The 20,678-nt window shown below is 31.2% G+C and carries 19 protein-coding genes and 1 tRNA gene; 10 read left to right on the top strand and 10 right to left on the bottom strand.

The features are described from left to right. Positions 1 to 19: 19 nt before the first annotated feature. Positions 20 to 91, bottom strand: a tRNA-OTHER gene (locus HXZ69_RS08900). A 50-nt stretch (positions 92 to 141) separates the two neighbouring features. Beyond that, positions 142 to 303 (bottom strand): hypothetical protein, encoded by a 162-nt coding sequence (locus HXZ69_RS08895; protein ID WP_286495717.1) that lies wholly within the window; start codon positions 301 to 303, stop codon positions 142 to 144. Between the two features lie 144 nt (positions 304 to 447). Between HXZ69_RS08895 and HXZ69_RS08890 the strand changes: the two genes are divergently transcribed. Beyond that, complete coding sequence (locus tag HXZ69_RS08890) at positions 448 to 1,164, top strand: S24 family peptidase (protein WP_286495715.1); 717 nt, start codon at positions 448 to 450, stop codon at positions 1,162 to 1,164. Between the two features lie 562 nt (positions 1,165 to 1,726). On the opposite strand, the gene HXZ69_RS08885 is transcribed toward HXZ69_RS08890, so the two are convergent. From HXZ69_RS08885 to HXZ69_RS08870, 4 genes are all read right to left on the bottom strand, one after another. Next, entirely contained in the window at positions 1,727 to 2,977 is a 1,251-nt protein-coding gene (locus HXZ69_RS08885; protein WP_286495714.1) for a T9SS type A sorting domain-containing protein, read from the bottom strand. Positions 2,978 to 3,155: 178 nt separating this feature from the next. Further along, positions 3,156 to 4,250 carry an LptF/LptG family permease gene (locus tag HXZ69_RS08880; RefSeq protein ID WP_286495713.1) on the bottom strand — a complete coding sequence of 365 codons (1,095 nt, stop codon included), beginning with the start codon at positions 4,248 to 4,250 and terminating at the stop codon, positions 3,156 to 3,158. A 1-nt stretch (position 4,251) separates the two neighbouring features. Then, a complete protein-coding gene (gene tgt, locus HXZ69_RS08875) occupies positions 4,252 to 5,382 on the bottom strand; it encodes a tRNA guanosine(34) transglycosylase Tgt (RefSeq protein WP_286495712.1) in 1,131 nt (376 codons plus the stop codon). A 111-nt stretch (positions 5,383 to 5,493) separates the two neighbouring features. Continuing rightward, the gene (locus tag HXZ69_RS08870) at positions 5,494 to 6,795 is read right to left on the bottom strand and encodes an OmpA family protein (protein ID WP_286495711.1); all 1,302 of its coding nucleotides are present in this window, start codon (positions 6,793 to 6,795) and stop codon (positions 5,494 to 5,496) included. A gap of 177 nt (positions 6,796 to 6,972) precedes the next feature. On the opposite strand from HXZ69_RS08870, the gene HXZ69_RS08865 reads away from it, so the two are divergent. Further along, positions 6,973 to 7,875 carry a mechanosensitive ion channel family protein gene (locus tag HXZ69_RS08865; protein WP_180905406.1) on the top strand — a complete coding sequence of 301 codons (903 nt, stop codon included), beginning with the start codon at positions 6,973 to 6,975 and terminating at the stop codon, positions 7,873 to 7,875. After that, on the top strand, positions 7,875 to 9,131 hold the full coding sequence (locus HXZ69_RS08860) for a D-alanyl-D-alanine carboxypeptidase (protein ID WP_286495710.1): 1,257 nt from the start codon (positions 7,875 to 7,877) through the stop codon (positions 9,129 to 9,131). Before HXZ69_RS08865 ends, HXZ69_RS08860 begins: the two co-directional genes overlap by 1 nt. Positions 9,132 to 9,180: 49 nt before the next feature. Here the strand turns inward: HXZ69_RS08860 and HXZ69_RS08855 are convergent, their stop codons facing one another. Together HXZ69_RS08855 and HXZ69_RS08850 are read right to left on the bottom strand one after the other, a co-directional pair. Further along, positions 9,181 to 9,654, bottom strand: a complete 474-nt coding sequence (locus tag HXZ69_RS08855; protein WP_286495709.1) for a DUF6702 family protein — start codon at positions 9,652 to 9,654, stop codon at positions 9,181 to 9,183. 180 nt (positions 9,655 to 9,834) lie between these two features. Next, complete coding sequence (locus tag HXZ69_RS08850; RefSeq protein WP_125349592.1) at positions 9,835 to 10,248, bottom strand: hypothetical protein; 414 nt, start codon at positions 10,246 to 10,248, stop codon at positions 9,835 to 9,837. A gap of 135 nt (positions 10,249 to 10,383) precedes the next feature. On the opposite strand from HXZ69_RS08850, the gene trmB reads away from it, so the two are divergent. Then, complete coding sequence (gene trmB / locus HXZ69_RS08845) at positions 10,384 to 11,061, top strand: tRNA (guanosine(46)-N7)-methyltransferase TrmB (protein WP_286495708.1); 678 nt, start codon at positions 10,384 to 10,386, stop codon at positions 11,059 to 11,061. Between the two features lie 95 nt (positions 11,062 to 11,156). Further along, a complete protein-coding gene (locus tag HXZ69_RS08840) occupies positions 11,157 to 12,608 on the top strand; it encodes a M20/M25/M40 family metallo-hydrolase (protein WP_286495707.1) in 1,452 nt (483 codons plus the stop codon). A gap of 73 nt (positions 12,609 to 12,681) precedes the next feature. Here HXZ69_RS08840 and HXZ69_RS08835 read toward each other — a convergent pair whose 3' ends face one another. Both HXZ69_RS08835 and HXZ69_RS08830 read right to left on the bottom strand, forming a co-directional pair. Then, a complete protein-coding gene (locus tag HXZ69_RS08835) occupies positions 12,682 to 14,037 on the bottom strand; it encodes an orotate phosphoribosyltransferase (RefSeq protein ID WP_286495706.1) in 1,356 nt (451 codons plus the stop codon). 159 nt (positions 14,038 to 14,196) lie between these two features. Beyond that, a complete protein-coding gene (locus HXZ69_RS08830; protein ID WP_286495705.1) occupies positions 14,197 to 14,661 on the bottom strand; it encodes a hypothetical protein in 465 nt (154 codons plus the stop codon). Positions 14,662 to 14,787: 126 nt separating this feature from the next. Between HXZ69_RS08830 and HXZ69_RS08825 the strand changes: the two genes are divergently transcribed. From HXZ69_RS08825 to nadC, 5 genes are read left to right on the top strand one after another with little or no spacing between them, the layout of a single operon-like run. Further along, complete coding sequence (locus tag HXZ69_RS08825; protein WP_286495704.1) at positions 14,788 to 15,906, top strand: C1 family peptidase; 1,119 nt, start codon at positions 14,788 to 14,790, stop codon at positions 15,904 to 15,906. A 12-nt stretch (positions 15,907 to 15,918) separates the two neighbouring features. Then, entirely contained in the window at positions 15,919 to 16,923 is a 1,005-nt protein-coding gene (gene nadA / locus HXZ69_RS08820) for a quinolinate synthase NadA (protein ID WP_286495703.1), read from the top strand. Then, positions 16,923 to 18,488, top strand: a complete 1,566-nt coding sequence (nadB, locus tag HXZ69_RS08815; protein ID WP_286495702.1) for an L-aspartate oxidase — start codon at positions 16,923 to 16,925, stop codon at positions 18,486 to 18,488. The genes nadA and nadB overlap by 1 nt, the downstream gene beginning before the upstream one ends. Beyond that, the gene (locus HXZ69_RS08810) at positions 18,488 to 19,378 is read left to right on the top strand and encodes a hypothetical protein (protein ID WP_286495700.1); all 891 of its coding nucleotides are present in this window, start codon (positions 18,488 to 18,490) and stop codon (positions 19,376 to 19,378) included. The genes nadB and HXZ69_RS08810 overlap by 1 nt, the downstream gene beginning before the upstream one ends. Then, the gene (gene nadC, locus HXZ69_RS08805) at positions 19,378 to 20,241 is read left to right on the top strand and encodes a carboxylating nicotinate-nucleotide diphosphorylase (protein WP_286495699.1); all 864 of its coding nucleotides are present in this window, start codon (positions 19,378 to 19,380) and stop codon (positions 20,239 to 20,241) included. The genes HXZ69_RS08810 and nadC overlap by 1 nt, the downstream gene beginning before the upstream one ends. The last annotated feature ends 437 nt before the right edge of the window (positions 20,242 to 20,678 follow it).

The raw sequence follows: 20,678 nt of genomic DNA, 5'->3' as shown, positions 1-20,678 counted from the left end.
GCGTATTTTTATTTTTTTGTTCCCTTAATCGGATTCGAACCGATGACGCATCAAACAAGTATGACCGCTCTAACCGCTGAGCTATAAGGGAAAAGCTATTAATCTTCTTGATTAAATTTCTCAGCTAATGATTTCAAATAATCATTGATTGCTGTTTGTTGTATTTTGCTCACTATCGTCATTTTGGTAATTTTTTATTAGTTGATCTCTATTCTCAATAATTTTTTCTAATGCTTCTAATGCTTCAATATCTCCACGTCTGCATCTCATTCTCGCGCTATCTGGACTATTCAGACCTAACATTCTCGCAAGTGTTATATAGTCTCCAGTCATAATTTTCGGTTTTAATTGTTCGTATATCATAACATTGTCAATATTTTATCTATCTTTGTTCTAATGTTCGTACAAATATAAACGAAGATTTTCGTAACAACAAAATAAAAAACGATGAATTTCGCAACAACCAAAGAAAGAATTATTCAATACATTGATTATAAAGGAATTGCAATTAAAGATTTTTTAATAAAAACTGATATTAAACGAGGGTTTTTAGACTCTGACAAACTAAAATCAACAGTTTCTGATGTTTTTATAGCTAAAATAATCGCAGTTTATCCTGATATTAATGTAAACTGGTTGTTAACTGGCGAAGGTGACATGATTAAAAACGAAAATAATAGTAAATCATCTGTTGTTTCGGATCCTTTGTCGTTATTTAGAAAAACTAAAGACAAAAAATATTCTAATCAAGAAATACCATTATATGATTTTGAAGCATCTGCTGGTTTAAAAGAATTATTCGATACTGATGCTCCAAGAAAAGTATTGGACACAATAAGAATTCCTAATTTACCTAAATGTGATGGAGCAATTTCTGTTACAGGAGATAGTATGTATCCTTTATTAAAGAGTGGAGATATAATACTTTACAGAGAAACTGATCTACAAAATATTTTCTTTGGTGAAATGTATTTATTAAGTGTACAACTTAACGAATGGGAGGAGTATATAACGGTAAAATATGTTCAACGATCAGAATTCGGAGAAGATTATGTCAAATTAGTAAGCCAAAATCAACACCACCAACCTAAAGATATTCCAATAAACAAAATTTCTGCTTTAGCATTAATAAAGGCAAGCATACGCATTAATACGATGATGTAGTATGTGTGAGCGTATTTTAATAATTTATAAAATATAATCCGTCTCAATTATTTGATTTACAATCATATAATTTAACTTCATAAATAAAACTATTGTTTTTATCCTCTTTGAGTTTTAAATATTTAATGTTTTACACTCTAATTTTTGCGAGTATCATCGTTTAACATACATGCGAATATCATCGCATTGCATATCCAACTGCATATCCAACTGCATACCCAGCTATTTTTAAGGTGTTGGAGTTATTTTGTATAGATCATGGTTTTACGAGTGTTATTTCAAAGGCTTATTTTCTTGTTTTATCGCTTATATAGTAGTTTTAAGCTATATTTACATAGATACAGTAGTAAAGATTCTTTATTTGGTATTTAAAGGAGGTTTAAGCGGTAATTAAATGTAAGATAATGGTAGTTAATTAACATTCCGTTATTTCACAAAATCGCATAAAAAAAACGCCAAACTATGATAAACAGGGCGTTTTTTAGGCTTTTTTATATTATATCTATTTCTTTACATTCTGTATCCCCCTTAATACATATTGGATTTATTGTTTATAAAAATATTATTTTTTTATAAACTTTAAAATTTCGTTCGATTCTTTTGTTTTTATATAATAAATTCCAGAAGCTAAGCTTTGACAATCAATCGTTATATTTGATTGATTATTAATACGAACCGATTGTACACTTTGTCCAACTGAATTGTAAATGAAAAGTATATTATTTTGAGTATTTAATTGTGTTTTATCAATACCAATTATAATTTTATCATTCGTAATATTTGCTGATTTTAACCAGATAAAAGGTTTTGATTCAATTGATTTTGTGCTCAAATTCTCATGAATTTTAAATTGCATGACAACAGGTAAATGATCACTCATATTGTACAAATTAGTTCGTAGAGTTTGAGAGTAAATGCCCGTACAATCAGGATCTTTAACGTCTTTATTCAAACAATCTCCATTATTTCCATACGCTTTATAACTATCGTTTATAAAAGAAAAACGTGAGCTGTTTTTGAAATTTTCACTCATCACAATAAAATCAAAGCGATCGTCCAAACCGCCACTTGCCCCTGCATTAGTTCCGCTTCCAAAACCTATGTTAGAAACGCGTGTACTTTGTGTATGTAAATAACTAAAAGCTGGATTGTCTTGCCAATTTCCAAGTGCATTTAATGGATCAATCATCAAAATAGCATTTGCCGGATTGATAATTTCTTGATAAGCTGGTTCTGATGAATTATAAAAATTAAAATCTCCAGCAAAAAGAACATATGTATTAGGTTGCGTTAATTTTTTCAAGGATTTTGTGACTTCTTGCACCATTTCCAAACGCATTTGACGATTTGCAGGTCCTGTACTTGATTTTAGATGCGCAACAAAAACTTCTAAATGAATGGGATCGTTTGAAGTAATATTTAATTGAAAAGAATATTGATTGATGTCGCGATAAACTGTTGGGATTTTTTGTTGATTAACCAACGTCAATTTACGTGTATTATAAAAAACCATTGTTTGTAACGGATCATCTAATTTCGTTGTATCAGCCACAAAAAGTGCGCGAGCAAATTTATCAGGTTGATTTTGCAAAGATGTATTTAAGATTAAATCAGCGCCATTTTCTGTTACTAATTCACAAATCATAAATAAATCTGGTTTGTATTCGTCTAAAATATCTCTTAAGATCAATTGACGATTTTGAGGAAGTGAATTCGGAAATTTGAACACATTATAAAACATTGTATTTAATGTTTCTTGTGAAAAAATAGAAACCGAAAGGATTAAAAATAAAAGGAGTAAATTTTTTTTCATATCAATTGATTTTAGTTTTACACTTCAACTTTTTTTAAATCTAAGAAATTAATTTAGAATATTTTAAAGTTACTTATTATCAATTGAATAAAAAAAATATTCTTTTAATTAAAAATATAATTGGTTTAATATCAAATAAAAAATCCAGTTCTTTTCGAAACTGGATTTTTGAAATATTTTATGAACGAGCTCGTCTGAAATATAAAAACAAAGTTAGTAATCCGAAGACGATGTTTGGTATCCACGAGGCGACAAGTGGCGAAACATATCCTTTTTCGGAAAACGTAGACGTTGTTTGCGAGAAGAAAATGTAGACAAACGCTAACGAAATACCAACTGCAAGATTGATTCCGATTCCTCCACGACGTTTTTTAGATGAAAGCGATAGAGCCAAAAGTGTCAAAATAATAGTTGAAAATGGACCGCTCAAACGGTTATTTAATTCATTTTCGTATGTATTTACATTGGCAGAACCTTTTGCTTTTTGTTTCTGAATAAATTCATTTAATTCGAAGGTATTCATTGTTTCGGCAACATATTCTTCTGGTAAAATTTCGTCAGGAGAAGCTGGTAACTTCAAATTTGTATTGGCTTCGTAATTTAACTTTTCAGTTTTATCCTTGTTAATTTCGCGTGTGTAAACACTCATTAATGCATAAGTAGAATCTTTATCATTCCAATTAAAACTTGAAGCGATGATTTGTTTTTTCAACTCAGTCGAATCAAATTTTTGATACATAAAAGAACTTCCTAATTTTTCAGTTCTGTCATAACTATCCACAAAAACAAACTCATCAGGAGAAATTTGCGAACCGATACGTTGTCGTTTGTAATATTCTTCCTTGTCGTTATTACTCAATAAATGGGTATATTGGTATTTATTTTTTTTAATATTTGCCCAAGGTAAAACTACATTTCCTACTAATAAAGCGGAAATTGCTAAAAATATAGCCACCCAAACATATGGAAGTGTAAATCGATAAAAACTAATACCACCCGAAAGCACACCTACAATTTCGGTTTGCATCGTCAGTCGTGATGTAAAATAGATCACGGAGATGAAAACAGCAATCGGTAAAAAGGTGTTGATAATCCAAATTGACCAATAAGGGTAAAATTCGGTTAATGCAGAATATGCAGTAGAACCACTATCATTAATACGTCCTAATTTTTGACTAAGATCGACAATTACGGCGATAGTAGATAAAATCAAAACCATAAAGATGAAGGTTCCGATAAAGTTTCGGATGATGTATTTATCAATTATTTTCAAACTACAGACGTTGTTTTAATTGTGGAACAATTTGTTCTTTCCATTGAGCGAAATCTCCTGCTAAGATATGTTCTCTTGCCACTCTTACCAAATCTAAATAAAAGGCAAGGTTATGAACTGATGCAATTTGTTTTCCTAAAGCTTCGTTGGCATTGAACAAATGACGAACATAGGCTTTTGTGTAATAACTATCCACATAGCTAGTCCCGTTTTCGTCTAATGGTTCAAAACAATCTTTCCATTTTGCATTTTTCATATTCATAACACCATTCCACGTGAACAACATGGCGTTACGCGCATTACGAGTTGGCATAACACAGTCGAACATATCAACTCCTAAAGCAATACATTCGATGATATTCCAAGGTGTTCCAACTCCCATTAAATAGCGAGGTTTGTCTTGTGGAAGAATTTCTGTTACGATATCCGTCATTTCGTACATCACAGGTTCTGGTTCACCAACAGATAATCCACCAATTGCATTTCCTTCTGCACCGAAATCTGCAATATATTTTGCTGATTCTTGACGTAAATCTTTAAAATCGTTTCCTTGTACAATTGGGAACAGCGTTTGTTTGTGATCGTAATATTCAGGATTATTGTTTAACCAAGTTCTACAACGCTCCAACCAACGATGTGTAACATGCATGGCACGTTTCGCATCATGATATTTTGCAGGAATTCCTGTTAATTCATCAAAAGCCATAAAAATATCTGCTCCGATGTAACGTTGGATTTCCATTGATTTCTCTGGTGTAAACATATGGTAAGAACCATCGATATGCGATTTGAAACGCACACCTTCTTCAGATTTTTTACGACTTGTTGCTAAAGAATACACTTGGAATCCTCCAGAATCTGTTAAGATTGGTTTTTGCCAATTCATAAATTTATGTAATCCTTCCGCTCTGTGCAAAATATCAGTTCCTGGACGCAAATACAAATGATAAGTATTTCCAAGAATGATTTGGGCCTTAATATCTTCTTCTAACTCACGTTGGTGAACAGATTTTACTGTACCAACTGTACCAACAGGCATAAAAATAGGTGTTTCGATTCTACCATGATCGGTTTCTACAACACCAGCTCTTGCCTTAGAAAATTCGTCTTTTTTATCGATTGAAAATTTCATAGTGTGCAAAGATATTAATTGTTTAGCTTGTTGCGAGTTGGTTTCGAAAAAAATAACAAAAAAATAAGGATAAAGTAGCCTTTACCCTTATTTGGAAATTTTATGAAATGATTATTTTGTGAAACGTAATGACATTTTGCGATCAGAAGCTCTTTCTGAGTCAGAAGCTGTTTCAGCTACTTTTGCAAATTCTTCTCCGTAACCTTCGGCAGCAATAACTTGCGCACCAACACCACGTTTTGTTAATTCAGCTTTTAAGTAATCTGCTCTTTTTTGAGAGATTACTTTGTTTTTCGCATCATCACCAACTTTATCTGTGTATGCTCCAAGTTTAATTTTTGCAGTTGGATATTTTTTCAAAATTGCAGCAACATTATCTAATTGAACGTCAGAACCTGGCTCTAATTGATCTGTTTTACCAAAAACGAAGTTGACATTATCAAAGTTGAACCATTTTTCTTTCAATTGATCTTCTGTCATTGTTGCAAAATCTGGCGCTTTGATAAATTTGATAATTTGATCTTCTAATCCATTTGCGTATCCTTTCAAAGCAACACCATCTAAATCGATATCAGATAATTCTTTTGGCGCAGCGTTTAGAGAATCAGTATTCAATGAATCAACTACAATTTCAGTTTCTTCTGTAACAACTGTTTTTTCTTCGTCTTTATTACATTTTTTTAATAAGAAAAAGGCTGCTAAAGCAAGTAGGATCAATGGAATTAACCATTTCCAAAAACCTCCGCCACCATTGTTGTTATGAGTTTCTGCGTAAGCATCAACTGGCGCTACATAAGGTTTTTCTTCCGGTTCTACATCAACTACTTTTCTTGTTTCTGTAATAGTTTCAGTTACATGATCTTTTGCAACATCTATTGTTTCAGTGATTTTAGGCGCATCATTAAACATTGTTCCTAAACCTAAAGCTCCAAGTCCTAAACCAGTTGGAATTAATCCTAAAATTTTATCTTTAATTCCTCCTAAAGATGAAAAGAAATCAGCTTCTGTTACATTGTTAAATTCGGCTTCTTTTCCAATGGATCCAAAGGTTGTTAAAGCTGTTAAGTCTAATAATTTTGAAGATGAACCTGTCGAAATCCCTGCATATTCAGCAATTTTAGAAACGATTGGTTGCGCATTTGAACCAAAAATAACATTGATTAATTCTTTGATCGTGTCTGGTGTTTCTTGTTCTGTAGAGATATTTGCTAATCCACGAGAAGCACCAAAAGATTTGATGGTATGAAATAAACCAGTTGTTGAATTCTTTTTTTCTAAAACACCTCCTAAAAGAATAGGAATAAATGCATTGATTGCTTTAGAAATTCCCGATTCATTTTCACCTAATTCTGATGAAGTTTTCGAGATCAAATCTGGGGTAATATACCCTTTTACTAATTCAATAATGTTCATAGATTTTAATTTTTAATTATAGTCCTTTTTTAGTTGTAATTTATTATTAACGAATATTGTACCAATATTCATGTTTATTAAAAATAGTTAAAAAAAATGATAATTTTTCTATTTTTTTGAAAAGATGTTAGATTGGAACTAATTTTATCAACTGAATTACTAATAAAAAGAATAATTATGCAAGAGCAAGACAAAGTAGATAGTTTGCAAGATGTAATAACAACACCATTTAAGGATTTAGAAAACTTTACACAATGGTTATTAACGAAAGGTTCTGAAGTTGGATGGAGCTTAGTTTCTGCTTTATTAACCTTAATAATTGGTTTTTGGGTAACAGGTAAACTTGTCAAGTTAATCGAAAAAAGAATGGTTGCACGAAATGTCGATTTATCAATTCGCACGTTTTTAATTCCAATTCTTAATATATTATTCAAAGCTATTGTATTAACTTTTGTTGTAGGGCGATTAGGTTTTAATGCTTCTGGTTTTGTTGCAGCTTTAGGAGGTGTTGGTTTAGCAGTTGGTTTAGCTTTACAAGGATCTTTGTCAAATTTTGCAGCAGGAATTTTAATTATTCTTTTCAAACCTTTTAAAGTTGGGGATTATATAGTATCGCAAGGAAATGAAGGAAGTGTAGAGTCGATAAATTTACTAAATACAGTAATTGCAACTGCAAAAGGACAGATCATAACTTTGCCAAACGGAAATTTATTTAACAATCCAATTACCAATTATTCTGTAAAAGAATATCGTCGATTAGATGTAAATGTTGGTATTTCTTATGATGATGATTTTGACAAAGCGCGCGAAGTTTTGTTGAATGTTTTAGAGAAAAATGAATTGGTTGATGATACACAATCTAAAACGGTTGAGATTCTAGAATTTGCTGCAAGTTCTGTGAATTTGGCTGTGCGTTGTTATGTGAAAAATAGTGATTATTGGACGGCTTATTGGCAATTGTATCGCGCGGTGAAATATGCGTTAGACGACAATAATATCTCGATGCCTTATCCACATACAGAAATGATTATTAAAAACGAATCGAACTCGTCAACAATTCCTTTCGAGAACAAAGATTAATGAAGTATTTACTTACCATATTATCAATTTTTTCGTCTGTGCATCTTTTTGCGCAGACCGAATTAATTGAGAAACATCTCAATTCAGATTTCTATTCCACTCAATTCACGGGATTTTATTTGTATGATCCAATTACGAAAGAAGAAATTTATAATTATAACGGAAACAAATTTTTTATTCCAGCTTCTAACACCAAAATTTTTACGTTGTATACAGCGATGAAAATGTTAAATGATTCGATTCCTGCATTCAAATATCAGTTGATTGGTGACGAATTGCATATCGAAGGAACTGGAGATCCAACTTTTTTGCATCCAAAATATAAAAATACACGAGCGTTAGATTTCCTGAAAAATAATGGTTCTAAAATTGTTTTTCATTGGAATAATTTCGACGAAGAATCTTTTTTACCAGGTTGGACTTGGGACGATTTTAGAAAAGATTATGCACCAGAAAGAAGTCAGTTTCCGATTCATGAAAATTTAGTTTCAATTTCGAAAAATGGAAGTTCAATCAAAACATTTCCGACATATTTTGAAGAATTAACAGAAATTAGAGAAATGCCAGAGCCGAGGAATTTCTATGACAATAAATTTTATATCAGCAATAAAAAACGAACAGAAAAAGTTCCTTTTATTGTGAATGAAATGGTGATAGAAAAATCGTTGTCGCAAATTTTGGGAAAACCTGTTGATATGGTCAAAACGCCAATGGTTAATAATCCGAAAGTGTTTTATAGTCAGAAATCAGATGATGTTTACCGCGAAATGATGGAAAATAGCGATAATTTTTTGGCAGAACATTTATTGATTTTAGCTTCGAGTACTTTACCAGGAAAACTGAGCGCTTCTGAAACGATTACCTTTTCGAAAAGATATTTGTTGAATGATTTGAAACAACAACCAGAATGGTTTGACGGTTCGGGATTATCGCGTTATAATTTGTTTACACCACAAAGTTTTGCACAAGTTTTAGGGAAAATGTATAACGAATTTCCTGAGCAACGTTTGTTTTCTATTTTCCCAATCGGTGGTAAAACGGGAACAATCAAAAATAGATACAAAGATTCGGCGCAACCTTATATTTATGCCAAAACAGGAACGTTGAACAATAATGTAACGTTGAGTGGTTATTTGAAAACGAAATCTGGAAGAACGTTAATTTTTAGTTTGATGAATAATAATTCAATCAAAGATTTATCTTGGATTCGAAATGAGAATGAAAAGTTATTGCGAATTATTAGAGATAATTATTAAGCATATTTGAAATAAAAAAGCCTTCCAAAATCGGAAGGCTTTTGCTTTATTAGAAAGACATCTTTATGGTGTCGTTATTTCCTGTTAATACTTTTGTGTCTTTTTTATTTTTGACATCAAAGGTTACAATGTTTTGTTGATCATTAAAAATATCTGTCAACAAAGCTACTTTTAGTTCTATCGAGTTGATATTAGAAATTTTATCAAACTTAAAAAAAACTCGTGTCGATTTATCATTTACCTGATAACCATAATAAGAAGTTCCCAAAGCTTTACCATTTACTTTGACATCAACTTTACTATTTACATACGCTTTCAACTTGTTTTCGAAGTTAGATTTGTTCGAAACATCTGCACCAACGGCTTTTTCCAACTGATTGGTAAATGAACGTGCAGTGATATTTAAAGTTCCGGTTTCTTGTTCGTAATCAACCTTGATATTTGCTGTATGAAAATCTTGAGCGTTTAGGTTAAAAGTTACTAAAACCAAAAGCAAAGAGAATAGATATTTTATATATTTCATTTTATTTCTTAGTTTGTACAAGTCTATTTCAAATCGAGTGCCAAAGATTCTTAAAATTTAAAAGAAAGCTTTAGCGACTTGTTAATAACGAAATTAGAATAAAAAAATTATAAATCACATAAAAATATAAAAAGAGTATTAATAACTTAATACTCTTTTCTATGAATTTATTCTAAATTTTTAAGCAAACCAAACATGGTAAGGAATTCTACTTAAAATACAAACTAAACCAATAATTGCAAAGACTGCAACGCTCATTGGTACAGTTGTAGATCGTTTCAATTTTGCATTCGCAATTGTCATAAAAACAACACCTGCAATCATCATCATAGGGTGTTCAACAAAAGTTAATCTCAAGCCAGAATCTTTCATTATTCCTGATGGTTCCAAAGCAGAAAACATCATAATATAGTAGACTAATCCAAGTAATAATTGAACGTGAAAAGTAATGGTTGTAAATAACCCGATTTTTTTAATTGTTGCGTTTGTATCTTTTTTAGAAATCGCATAAATTAATGTTGAAATCACAAAGATAACGCCCATCAAAATCACAAGATAAGCCCAGCCACTATGAAATTGTTTGATAAAATCCATTTTTCTAATTTTAGTTTTTCAATACAAAAATAATAAACCTTTTTACATAAATACTATTTGATGATATTTATGTGTTTTCAGAACAGTTTTTTAGATTAATCAAAATCTCGTAATTTCGCGCAAAATATATCCGAAATGGGAAAAGATAAAATCAGAAGATTTAACGAAAATAAAACTTTTCAGAATGTTGTGCAACCGACACGAGAAGAGGCGATTAACGAGTTTGCATTAAAAGGAAATTGGAACAAAGAATTTTTCAAGAACGATAATCCAATTGTGTTAGAACTTGGATGCGGAAAAGGAGAATATACAGTTGCAATGGCACGTCGTGACAAGGATCGTAATTTTATCGGAGTAGATATTAAAGGATCAAGATTTTGGCGTGGTGCTAAGACTTGTTTGGATGAAGGAATTGAAAATGCTGGATTTCTTCGAACTCAAATCGAAATTATCGATCATCTTTTTGCTGAAAATGAAGTGAGTGAAATTTGGATTACTTTCCCAGATCCACAAATCAAATACAGAAGAACAAAACATCGTTTAACAGATCCTGAATTTTTGAGACGTTATAATACTATCTTGAAACCAGAAGGAACAGTAAACTTAAAAACGGATTCTGAATTTTTACACGGATATACACATGGTGTTATTCACATCGAAGGGCACGAAGTGATTCGTTCTACACACGATGTTTATCACCCAGATCATTCGGATATTCCAGCAATTGTAACAGCTGTACAAACATATTATGAATCGAAATTTTTGGAAGAAGGTAAAAAGATTACCTATATAAAATTTCAATTAAAATATTAATAAAAAAATCCATCTTTTGATGGATTTTTTTATTTGAAATAAATTTGATAAAAGTTTATTAATCATATATTTGTTTTACACTAATATGATTTTTTATGAAAACTAAACTTTTACTACTTACCACATTTTTATTGAATGGGCTTTATTCTTTTGCGCAATCCAGAGAAAATTTCATTTTTGCGACAATGGAGACTGAGAATGCCGCTTTTTTACAAAAAAATCATGCGGATTCTATTGAAATAATTTCTTCAAAAAATAATTTTTCTGCTATTTATTTTCATCCAGAAATTGCTGAAAGTTTACATGGGAAATTTGCCCATGGACATGGTTATATTTTTAGAAATTCGAAAGAAGATGCACTACAATCACTTCAAGAAAAGCCATCTCAGAAAAAAGCACCTTTCAATTATACAATATCAGAACAAGCTTTTATAACTACGGCATTGAATGATGTTGATGTCAAAGAAATTGAGAAAACAATTTTGATGTTAGAAGATTTCAAAACGCGTTATCATACACGACAAGAAGCAAATAATGCGGTTCTTAAATTGAAGGAAGTTTGGGTGAAAATGATTGCTGATGCAGGACGAACTGACGTATTTGTAAGAATCGTTGATCATGTGAATACGCCAATGAAGTCGTTGATTTTGACTTTTAATGGAATTGAAAAGAAAGATGAATTTGTGATTATTGGAGGTCATGCCGATTCGACTGTTGGTTGGAATGCAAATCAAACTTTTGCACCAGGAGCAGATGATAATGCATCTGGAATTGCAATAATTACAGAAGTTTTGCGTGTGTTGTTAAAAAATAATTTCAAACCGCAACGAACTACCGAAATTATGGCTTACGCAGCAGAAGAAATAGGTTTAGTAGGATCGAAAGAAATTGCGCAGAAATACGCTTCGGAGAATAAAAATGTAATAGGTTATGTACAATTTGATATGACGAATTACAAAGGTTCTACGAAAGATGTTATTTTGATGACGGATGCTTATTGTGATGCAAATCTCAATTCGTTTTTGATGCAATTGATGGACCAATACAACAAAACTGGTTTACATCAATTCACGTATGATACTTCACAATGTGGATACGGATGTTCAGATCATTTTAGTTGGTCGGATAATGGTTTTGCGGCAACTTTACCTTTCGAGGCTAAAATGCAAGATAGCAATCCATACATTCATTCTGTAAATGATACATATGCAACTCTTGGGAAAACCTCTACGCATGCTACGAAGTTTACAAAATTAGGAATCGAATATGTGGTTGAAGCTGCTAAAACATCAACTTTAGGGACAAATGATGTTGATAGAAATTCATCTAAAATTTATATTTCAAACAAAACATTGAATTATCAATTAAATTTTGAGTCTCAAATTTCGATTAAAATTATTGATGCAACAGGACGAATGATTAAAACGATAAATACTGAAAATTCTAATGGAAGTGTAAATCTTTCTAACTTATCAGCAGGATTTTATGTCGCAACAATTCAAGATGATAATGGAAATAGTGTTTCGCATAAATTTATATTGAAGTAGATTTCTTACCAAATAAAAAACAAAAAGCAAGCTGAAATAGCTTGCTTTTATATTTTTGAAATTTATCTAAATCTTAGTCATTCAAACTTTGTAGGTAAGAAACCCAACCTAACGTTTGGTATTCTTTTGCCGCAGTTTTTACATCAGCAGCTTTGTAAATTCCACGACCAACAATCATAAAGTCTGTGTGGTAATTTTTGAAAACTAATTCTGGCGTATTATACTGTTGTCCTTTGCTATCTCCAGTCGAAGAAATATTAACACCAGGCGTAAACAATAACAAGTTATCAGGAATTTGGCGTTGTGCAACAGCTCCTAAAACATTTCCAGATTGTTCCGAAACATTAATTGCTTTTGTAAAGTAATAATCATCAGTCAATGTTCCTTTCGAAGACATTTCAACAATTGTGATAACTCCGGTATTTTCGAAAACTTTTAATGATTCTAAACCTCCAATTGGATGAACAGTTACTAAATCTGCCCAATCAGAAATTTTGTAAATCGATTTCTTAAATTGTAATTCTTGCGTATTTCCAATATCTCCAAACTTGCGATCTTCGAATAATAAGAATTCTTTTTCACGTGCGATTTTTTTCAACTCAACAATTAAGTTATCCGAAAAATCTTGAATAATATCTGAATGTAATTTTAACGCAACAATATGATCACCAACCTTTTTAGCGAAATCTGTAATTTCTTCAGAAGTAATTAAATCTGCAGAAGCAATTAAGTTAGATTGTTTTTTCAATGCTAATTCAACCAAACGTTTTCCAACTGGATGTACAATTTTTTTGTTTTCCAATGCAATACGTTGTTTTGCAGGAACCGCTTCTGGAGGTAGAGCTAAAAAGTCTTTGATTTTTTTCGCTTCATCATCACTTAAACGGTGATATTTATGTAAAATATCGATTACCTCGTGAATTGTAAATAACGTTTTCACATTGTAACCTTGTTCTTTCAATTTTTCAGATCCACCTTGCGCACGATCTAAAACAACCACCAAATCTTTTACACGTAAACCTTCGCGCTCAACTTGATCAATTGTTTCTAATAAAGATTGTCCAGAAGTAATTACATCTTCGACCAAAAGACAAGATTGTCCTTCCGTAAAAACACCTTCTACCATACGTTTAGTACCGTAACCTTTGTTTTCTTTACGTTTGATAATCAAAGGAATATTCGATGTTAAACTCATTGTAGTCGCCATTGGCAAAGCTGCATAAGGCACACCACAAATCAAGTCGTATTCTACATCTTCAACTAAATCTAATAAGTTATTTGCTAAAGTTTTTAGTAATTGTGGACTCGAAGCTAAAGGTCTTAAATCGACATAGAAAGGAGATTCTATACCACTTTTTAAAGTAAAATTTCCAAATTTTATAATTCCCAGCTCGTAAGCTTTCAATAAAAAATCTTCTCTTGGTTGCATCTGTGTAATGTTTGAGCAAAGTTAATAGGTTTTTGAGTCATTTATGGCATTTTAAGGGAAATTAATTTTTAGATGTATAAAAATTGAATATTTATACTAATTTGATTTATAATTTGTTCTAAAAGTGAAATATTATGTATTTAAAATAAATGAAAATTTTTAATTAATGTTATTTTTTATTGAATCAATAGTGCATCTTATGTTTTCTAAATCTTCTTCGCTATTAAATGTAAAATTATCACCAAAAGGATCAATAGCTCTTGATATAAAAAAGAACTTTTTGTTATTTATTTTGATATAATTTAAATATGGAAGTACAAATTGATTAATTTCTTGAACTTCATTAAGATTAAATGTTTTTTTTGAAAATACCTTTTTAATTGTAAGTTGGTTAATGTTATTATCTAACACTATTTCATTAATCTGATAATTAATCCGAATAAAAACACATAAAATTAGTATAAATGAAATACAAAAAATCAAGACATCATATTTATTTTTTGCAATTATTTCGTCTAAATAAGTGAAAATAATTACTGAAGTAAATAGAATTAATATGTTTAAAACAATTATAATAAGCACATTATAAAAACTATTATATTTTCTACTAATATATTCTTTCATTTATAAGAATTAAATATTTACGTAAAAATATAATTTTTATGTAATTCAGAAAAGAAGTTTTCGTTCTACATTTTATAATAAAACTTCATAAAATAACTTTACTTTTGAAATCTATACAAAACACAAATGAAAAAATATATAGTTGCCAGCATTGCTTTTGTAAGTATGTTGGTTTCGGCACAAGAAACGCCTTTCAAATTTACAGAATTAGTTAACAACACTGCGCTTCCAATTATTTCGCAAGGAAAAACGGGAACTTGTTGGTCATTTTCTACAACTTCTTTTTTAGAATCAGAAGTAAAACGATTGACAGGAAAAGATGTCGATTTGTCGGAAATGTACAATGTACGATATACTTATCCAGAAAAAGCATACAATTATGTTTACCGTCAAGGAAAAGCACAGTTTAGTCAAGGAGGTTTGTCGCATGATGTTTTAAATTCGGTTCGTAAAAATGGATTAGTTCCAAACGAAGTTTATGCAGGTTTTGCGAATGGAACAGATGTGAAGCATAACCACGAAATATTGGTAAAAGATTTGAAAGTTGGATTAGATTCGATTGTAAAAAATCCTAAAAAATATTTAACAGCAGATTGGAAATCAAAATTTGATCAAAAATTGAATGATAAATTAGGTGTTCCTCCAACAAAATTCAAGTTCGAAGGAAAAGAATATACACCACAAGAATTTGCAAAAGCCTTGAAAATAAATCCTGATGATTATGTAACCTTGACATCTTTTCAGCAAGCGCCTTATTATTCACAATTTATTTTGCAAGTGCCAGATAATTTTTCAAATGGTTCATATTATAATTTACCATTAGATGAATACATGAAAGTCTTGGACGAAGCGTTATATAAAGGATATACAGCGGCTTTTGATACAGATGTTTCTGAAAAAACATTTTCTAAAAAGTATGGAATGGCAATTTGGCCTTCAGAAGGTTTAGAATCAGATTATTTTGTTCAGATTTTACCTGAAAAATGGGTTTCTGCTGATGAGCGTCAAGCTGCTTTTGAAGATTATTCGACAGAAGATGACCATTTAATGCATATTACAGGAATTTTGAAAGATCAATTGGGAAATCAATATTATGATGTGAAAAATTCTTGGGGAACAACAGATTTAGGAAATAATGGACATATTTATATGTCGAAACCATTTTTCAGAATGAAATCAATTGCTTTTACACTGCACAAAGATGCGTTGTCAAAAGAAGTGAAAAAGCAATTAGGTGTTAAATAAAATCACTCACAAATGAATACATTAGAACAAGCGATAGAAAAGTTAGATTATAAAGGTTATTTGGATGTTGAAATTCCAAAAGGAACTGATTTGATTGCGGAAATCAATAAATTACGCAAAGAGAAAAATGCGGTGATTTTGGCGCATTATTATCAGTCAGGAGAAATTCAGGATTTAGCAGATTATTTAGGTGATTCGTTACAATTGGCACGTGCTGCTGCAAAAACTGAAGCTGATATGATTGTTTTTTGTGGTGTTCATTTTATGGCAGAAGCTGCAAAGATTTTGAACCCTTCTAAAAAAGTTGTTTTACCCGATACAAAAGCGGGTTGTTCTTTAGCAGATTCTTGTTCGGCAGAAGGTTTACGTGGTTTGCGTGAGCAACATCCAAATGCGATTGTAGTGAGTTATATCAATTGTGATGCGGGTGTTAAAGCGGAATCAGATATTATTGTTACTTCTTCTAATGCGGAAGCGATTATTAATTCGTTGCCAGAAGAGCAAGAAATTATTTTTGCTCCAGATCGTAATTTAGGTCGATACTTAAATCAAGTTTGTAATCGCAAAATGATTTTGTGGGACGGTGCTTGTATTGTTCATGAAGCTTTTTCTTTGGAAAGAATTGCACAACAAATGGCAGATCATCCAAATGCAAAATTAATTGCGCATCCAGAAGCGCAAGAAGATTTATTGAAATTCGCACATTTTATTGGTTCAACTTCTCGTTTGTTAGATTATGTGGTAGAAAATGATGCACAAGAATTTATTGTGGCAACGGAAGAAGGAATTTTACACGAAATGCAAAAACTTGCGCCGAATAAAACATTAATTCCTGCATTAGTTCAAGATGAATCGTGTAATTGTTCTGAATGTTTTTACATGAAATTATCAACATTAGAAAAATTATATCTGTGCATGAAATATGAATTGCCAGAAATACAAATCGAAGAAGAGTTACGAGTGAAAGCTTTAGCTGCAATTAATAGAATGTTAGATTTATCAGAAAAAATCAAATAATGGCTATTCAAGATGTTTTAGTCATTGGTTCTGGAATTGCTGGACTTTCTTATGCGCTGAAAATTGCGATTCGAAATCCTGATGCAAAAATTACCATTGTAACCAAAGCAAATAAAGACGAAACCAATACCAAATATGCACAAGGTGGAGTCGCTGTTGTGAGCGATTTCGAGAAAGATAGTTTCGAGAAACATATCGAAGATACGCTTCGTGCTGGAGATGGTTTGTGTAAGTTGGAAGCGGTTGAGGTTGTCGTAAAGGAAGCGCCAGAACGCATCAATGAAATTATAAATTGGGGTGTTCGTTTCGATAAAAATAACGAAGGAATTTATGACCTTGGCCGTGAAGGTGGACACACAGAAAACCGAATTGTTCATCACAAAGATGTGACAGGTTGGGAAATTGAGCGCGCAATGTTAGAAGCGATCAAAGAATATCCAAATATTCAGGTTTTTACACATCATTTTGTGGTAGATTTGATTACAGAACATCATTTGAATCGTGATATAGCTCAGAAAACGACATGTTTTGGTGCATATATTTTAGATTTGAATACTGATAAAGTTGAGCAACATTTAGCCAAAGTAACCTTATTAGCAACGGGTGGAGTTGGTCATGTTTATAAAAATACAACGAATCCAATTATTGCAACTGGTGACGGAATTGGGTTGGCTCGACGTGCGAAAGCAACCGTTTCAGGAATGCAATTTATTCAGTTTCATCCAACTGCTTTTTACAGCGAATTTGATGGACAGTTATTTCTGATTTCGGAAGCTGTTCGTGGTTTTGGTGCGAAATTACGTACGAAAGATGGTGAATTGTTTATGCATAAATATGATGAACGTGAGGAATTGGCTTCGCGTGATATTGTGGCGCGTGCGATTGACAACGAAATGAAATTGCGTGGAGATGATTATGTTTATATTGATTGTCGACATTTAGACAAAGAAAAATTCTTGGAGCATTTCCCAAATATTTACGAAAAATGTAAATCCGAAGGTTACGATATGTTCACCGAATTGGTTCCAGTTGTTCCGGCTTCGCATTATTTGTGCGGTGGAATTGATGTCGATTTAGAAGGAAAAACATCTATCGAGAATTTGTTTGCGGTTGGCGAATGTTCCAATACAGGTTTACATGGTGCAAATCGTTTAGCTTCGAATTCGTTGTTAGAAGCGATGGTTTTTGGTCATCGTGCAGCGTTAAAAACGGTCGATTTATTAAATGATAATCAATTTTCGATTTATAATTTTGAGTTTCCGGAATGGAACGAAGAAGGGATGAAAGTGCAAGAAGAATTAGTATTGATTTCTTATTTACGCAAACAATTACAAGCGATGATGAGCGAATTGGTCGGAATTGTACGAAGTGATAATCGTTTGCAAATTGCACAGAATCGTATCAATGAAATTGAGAAAATGGTCAACGAAATTTATTATTTTACGATTGTTTCACCTAAAATTTTAGAACTTCGAAATTTGGTTGATGTCGCACATTTAATTATTGAGCAAAGTATCAATCAAAAAGAAAATCGAGGAACTTTTTACAACAAAGATTTTAATTAATGAAGAAGTTATATCTGTTCGTTGCATGTTTTGCAATGAGTTTTTCTTTTGCTCAAAATTCGAAAGAAAAACAAAACGTAAGTTTGACTTTTGGTAAAGAAGCTAAGAAGGCTGTTGTGTATTTTGGTTGCGAAAATCTCAAAGAGAATAGCGAACTACAGGCTTGTATGAAAAAAAATTTGAATCAAGATATTCAAACTCAAATTTCATTCTTTTCTAATATTGCTGATTATCTTCATATTGAAACTGCTCAATCTAAATTAGGTTTTAAAATCAATGAAGATGGTAATTTTGATGATGTCTCGACTGATGGTTCAAATCCAATTTTTAATAGTGTAGCATTGTCGAGTTTAGTTTTGTTGAACAATAAAATGGAACGAGTTAATCTGAAAATAACGCCTGCAAAAGGAGTTGATGGAAAAGCGGTTGCGATGAAATATACAATGCCTTTACGTTACGAATCGGCAGAAAAAAATAATGATTTTGAAATTTTTCCTTCAGAAAATCGTGTATTGTTTACTTTAAAAACTGATGAAGAAACGATTGAAGTAAGAATTGATAAAGAATTTAATTTAACAACTTTTGGTAATAATGGAAGTCGAGAATATTATTTAGGAAAGTTTTCTAATCTTTTCGAAATGGCTTCTATAGATCCTTATGCAACTGCTTTTGATGCGGCTTTCAAATCTGGAGCAATTGATATCACAAAGGGTAAAATTGATGACAAAGAATATAAACTTCAAATCAAAAATTTCTTCGAAAATGATCCTTCAGTACAAGTGTTGATTACTGTTGTGCGTGAAGAAAATGGTACTTGGGCCGAGTATTACGAATACAAAACCAAGAAAGAATTTAATGAATCAAAATTTGCATCCTTAACATATAGATAATGAATTTTCCTCCATATATCACACAAGAAAAATTACAACTTTTTATTCGTCAAGCTTTTTTAGAAGACGTTGGCGATGGCGATCATTCAACGTTAGCGTCGGTTCCGTATGATGCAATTCAAGAAGCGGAATTGAAAGTGAAAGATAACGGAATAATTGCTGGAATTGAATTAGCAAAAATTATTTTCGATACGTTTGATCCATCTTTAAAAATAGAACAATATATAAATGATGGCGATAAAGTACAATTTGGTGATATTGCTTTCAAAGTGAAAGGGTCTTCACAATCAATTTTAACTTGCGAGCGATTAGCGTTGAATTGTATGCAACGAATGTCTGGTATTGCGACTTATGCACACCAAATGATGGAATTGGTAAGCGGAACAAATGCCAAAATTTTGGATACACGCAAAACAACACCTAATTTTCGTATGTTAGAAAAATGGGCTGTTAAAATTGGGGGCGCAGAAAATCATCGTTTTGGATTATACGATATGGTGATGTTAAAAGATAATCATGTTGATTTTTGTGGAAATATTACAAAAGCAGTTGCGCAAACCAAAGATTATTTAGCAAAACATCATTTACATTTAAAAATAGAAGTGGAAACGCGTAATATGGATGAGGTAAAAGAAGCTTTGGAGGCAAATGTAGATTTTATTATGTTGGATAATTTTGATCTCGAAACGATGAAAGAAGCGGTTCAATATATAAATGGACGAGTAAAAACAGAAGCTTCGGGTGGAATTACAAAAGAATCTGTTCGCGCAATTGCCGAAACTGGTGTTGATTTTATTTCTTCTGGCGCGATTATTCATTCAGCCCCCAACTTTGACTTGAGTTTAAAGGCTGTGAAAGCTTAGTTTTTTTAACATTTTAAATATTATCTTAGTTGTATCATACTAATCATGTCGTTTTAACGTTACTAGTATTGTGTATTAGTATAGATTATTAAAATTATATTAGTATTATTCTATAAATAAAAATGTTATTGGATAGTATTTTATTAATACTGATTCTAAATAATGGATTTTTGATTGATTTTTTCTCTTTTTTCTGAAAAAAAATCAGTGAATAAAGAAAAATAATGTTAAAAATTAACATTTACATTATGTTAATTTTTGATAAAATGTTAAATAATCTTTAAAACTTTACATGAATACTAGATCTAATTTACAATATTGATAATATATTGACTATTTTGAATAAAATATAATAATTAATATTTAAGATGTTAATTGATTTTGTAAAATTTTACCATAATTTAACAATAATCTCATTTAAAGTATAGAAATTTGCG

It is taken from the genome of Empedobacter sp. R132-2 (genome assembly GCF_030324375.1).
GTDB lineage: Bacteria > Bacteroidota > Bacteroidia > Flavobacteriales > Weeksellaceae > Empedobacter > Empedobacter falsenii_B.
Note: the sequence above shows the minus strand (reverse complement) of the source record. Positions and strands in the feature narration are given on the sequence as shown.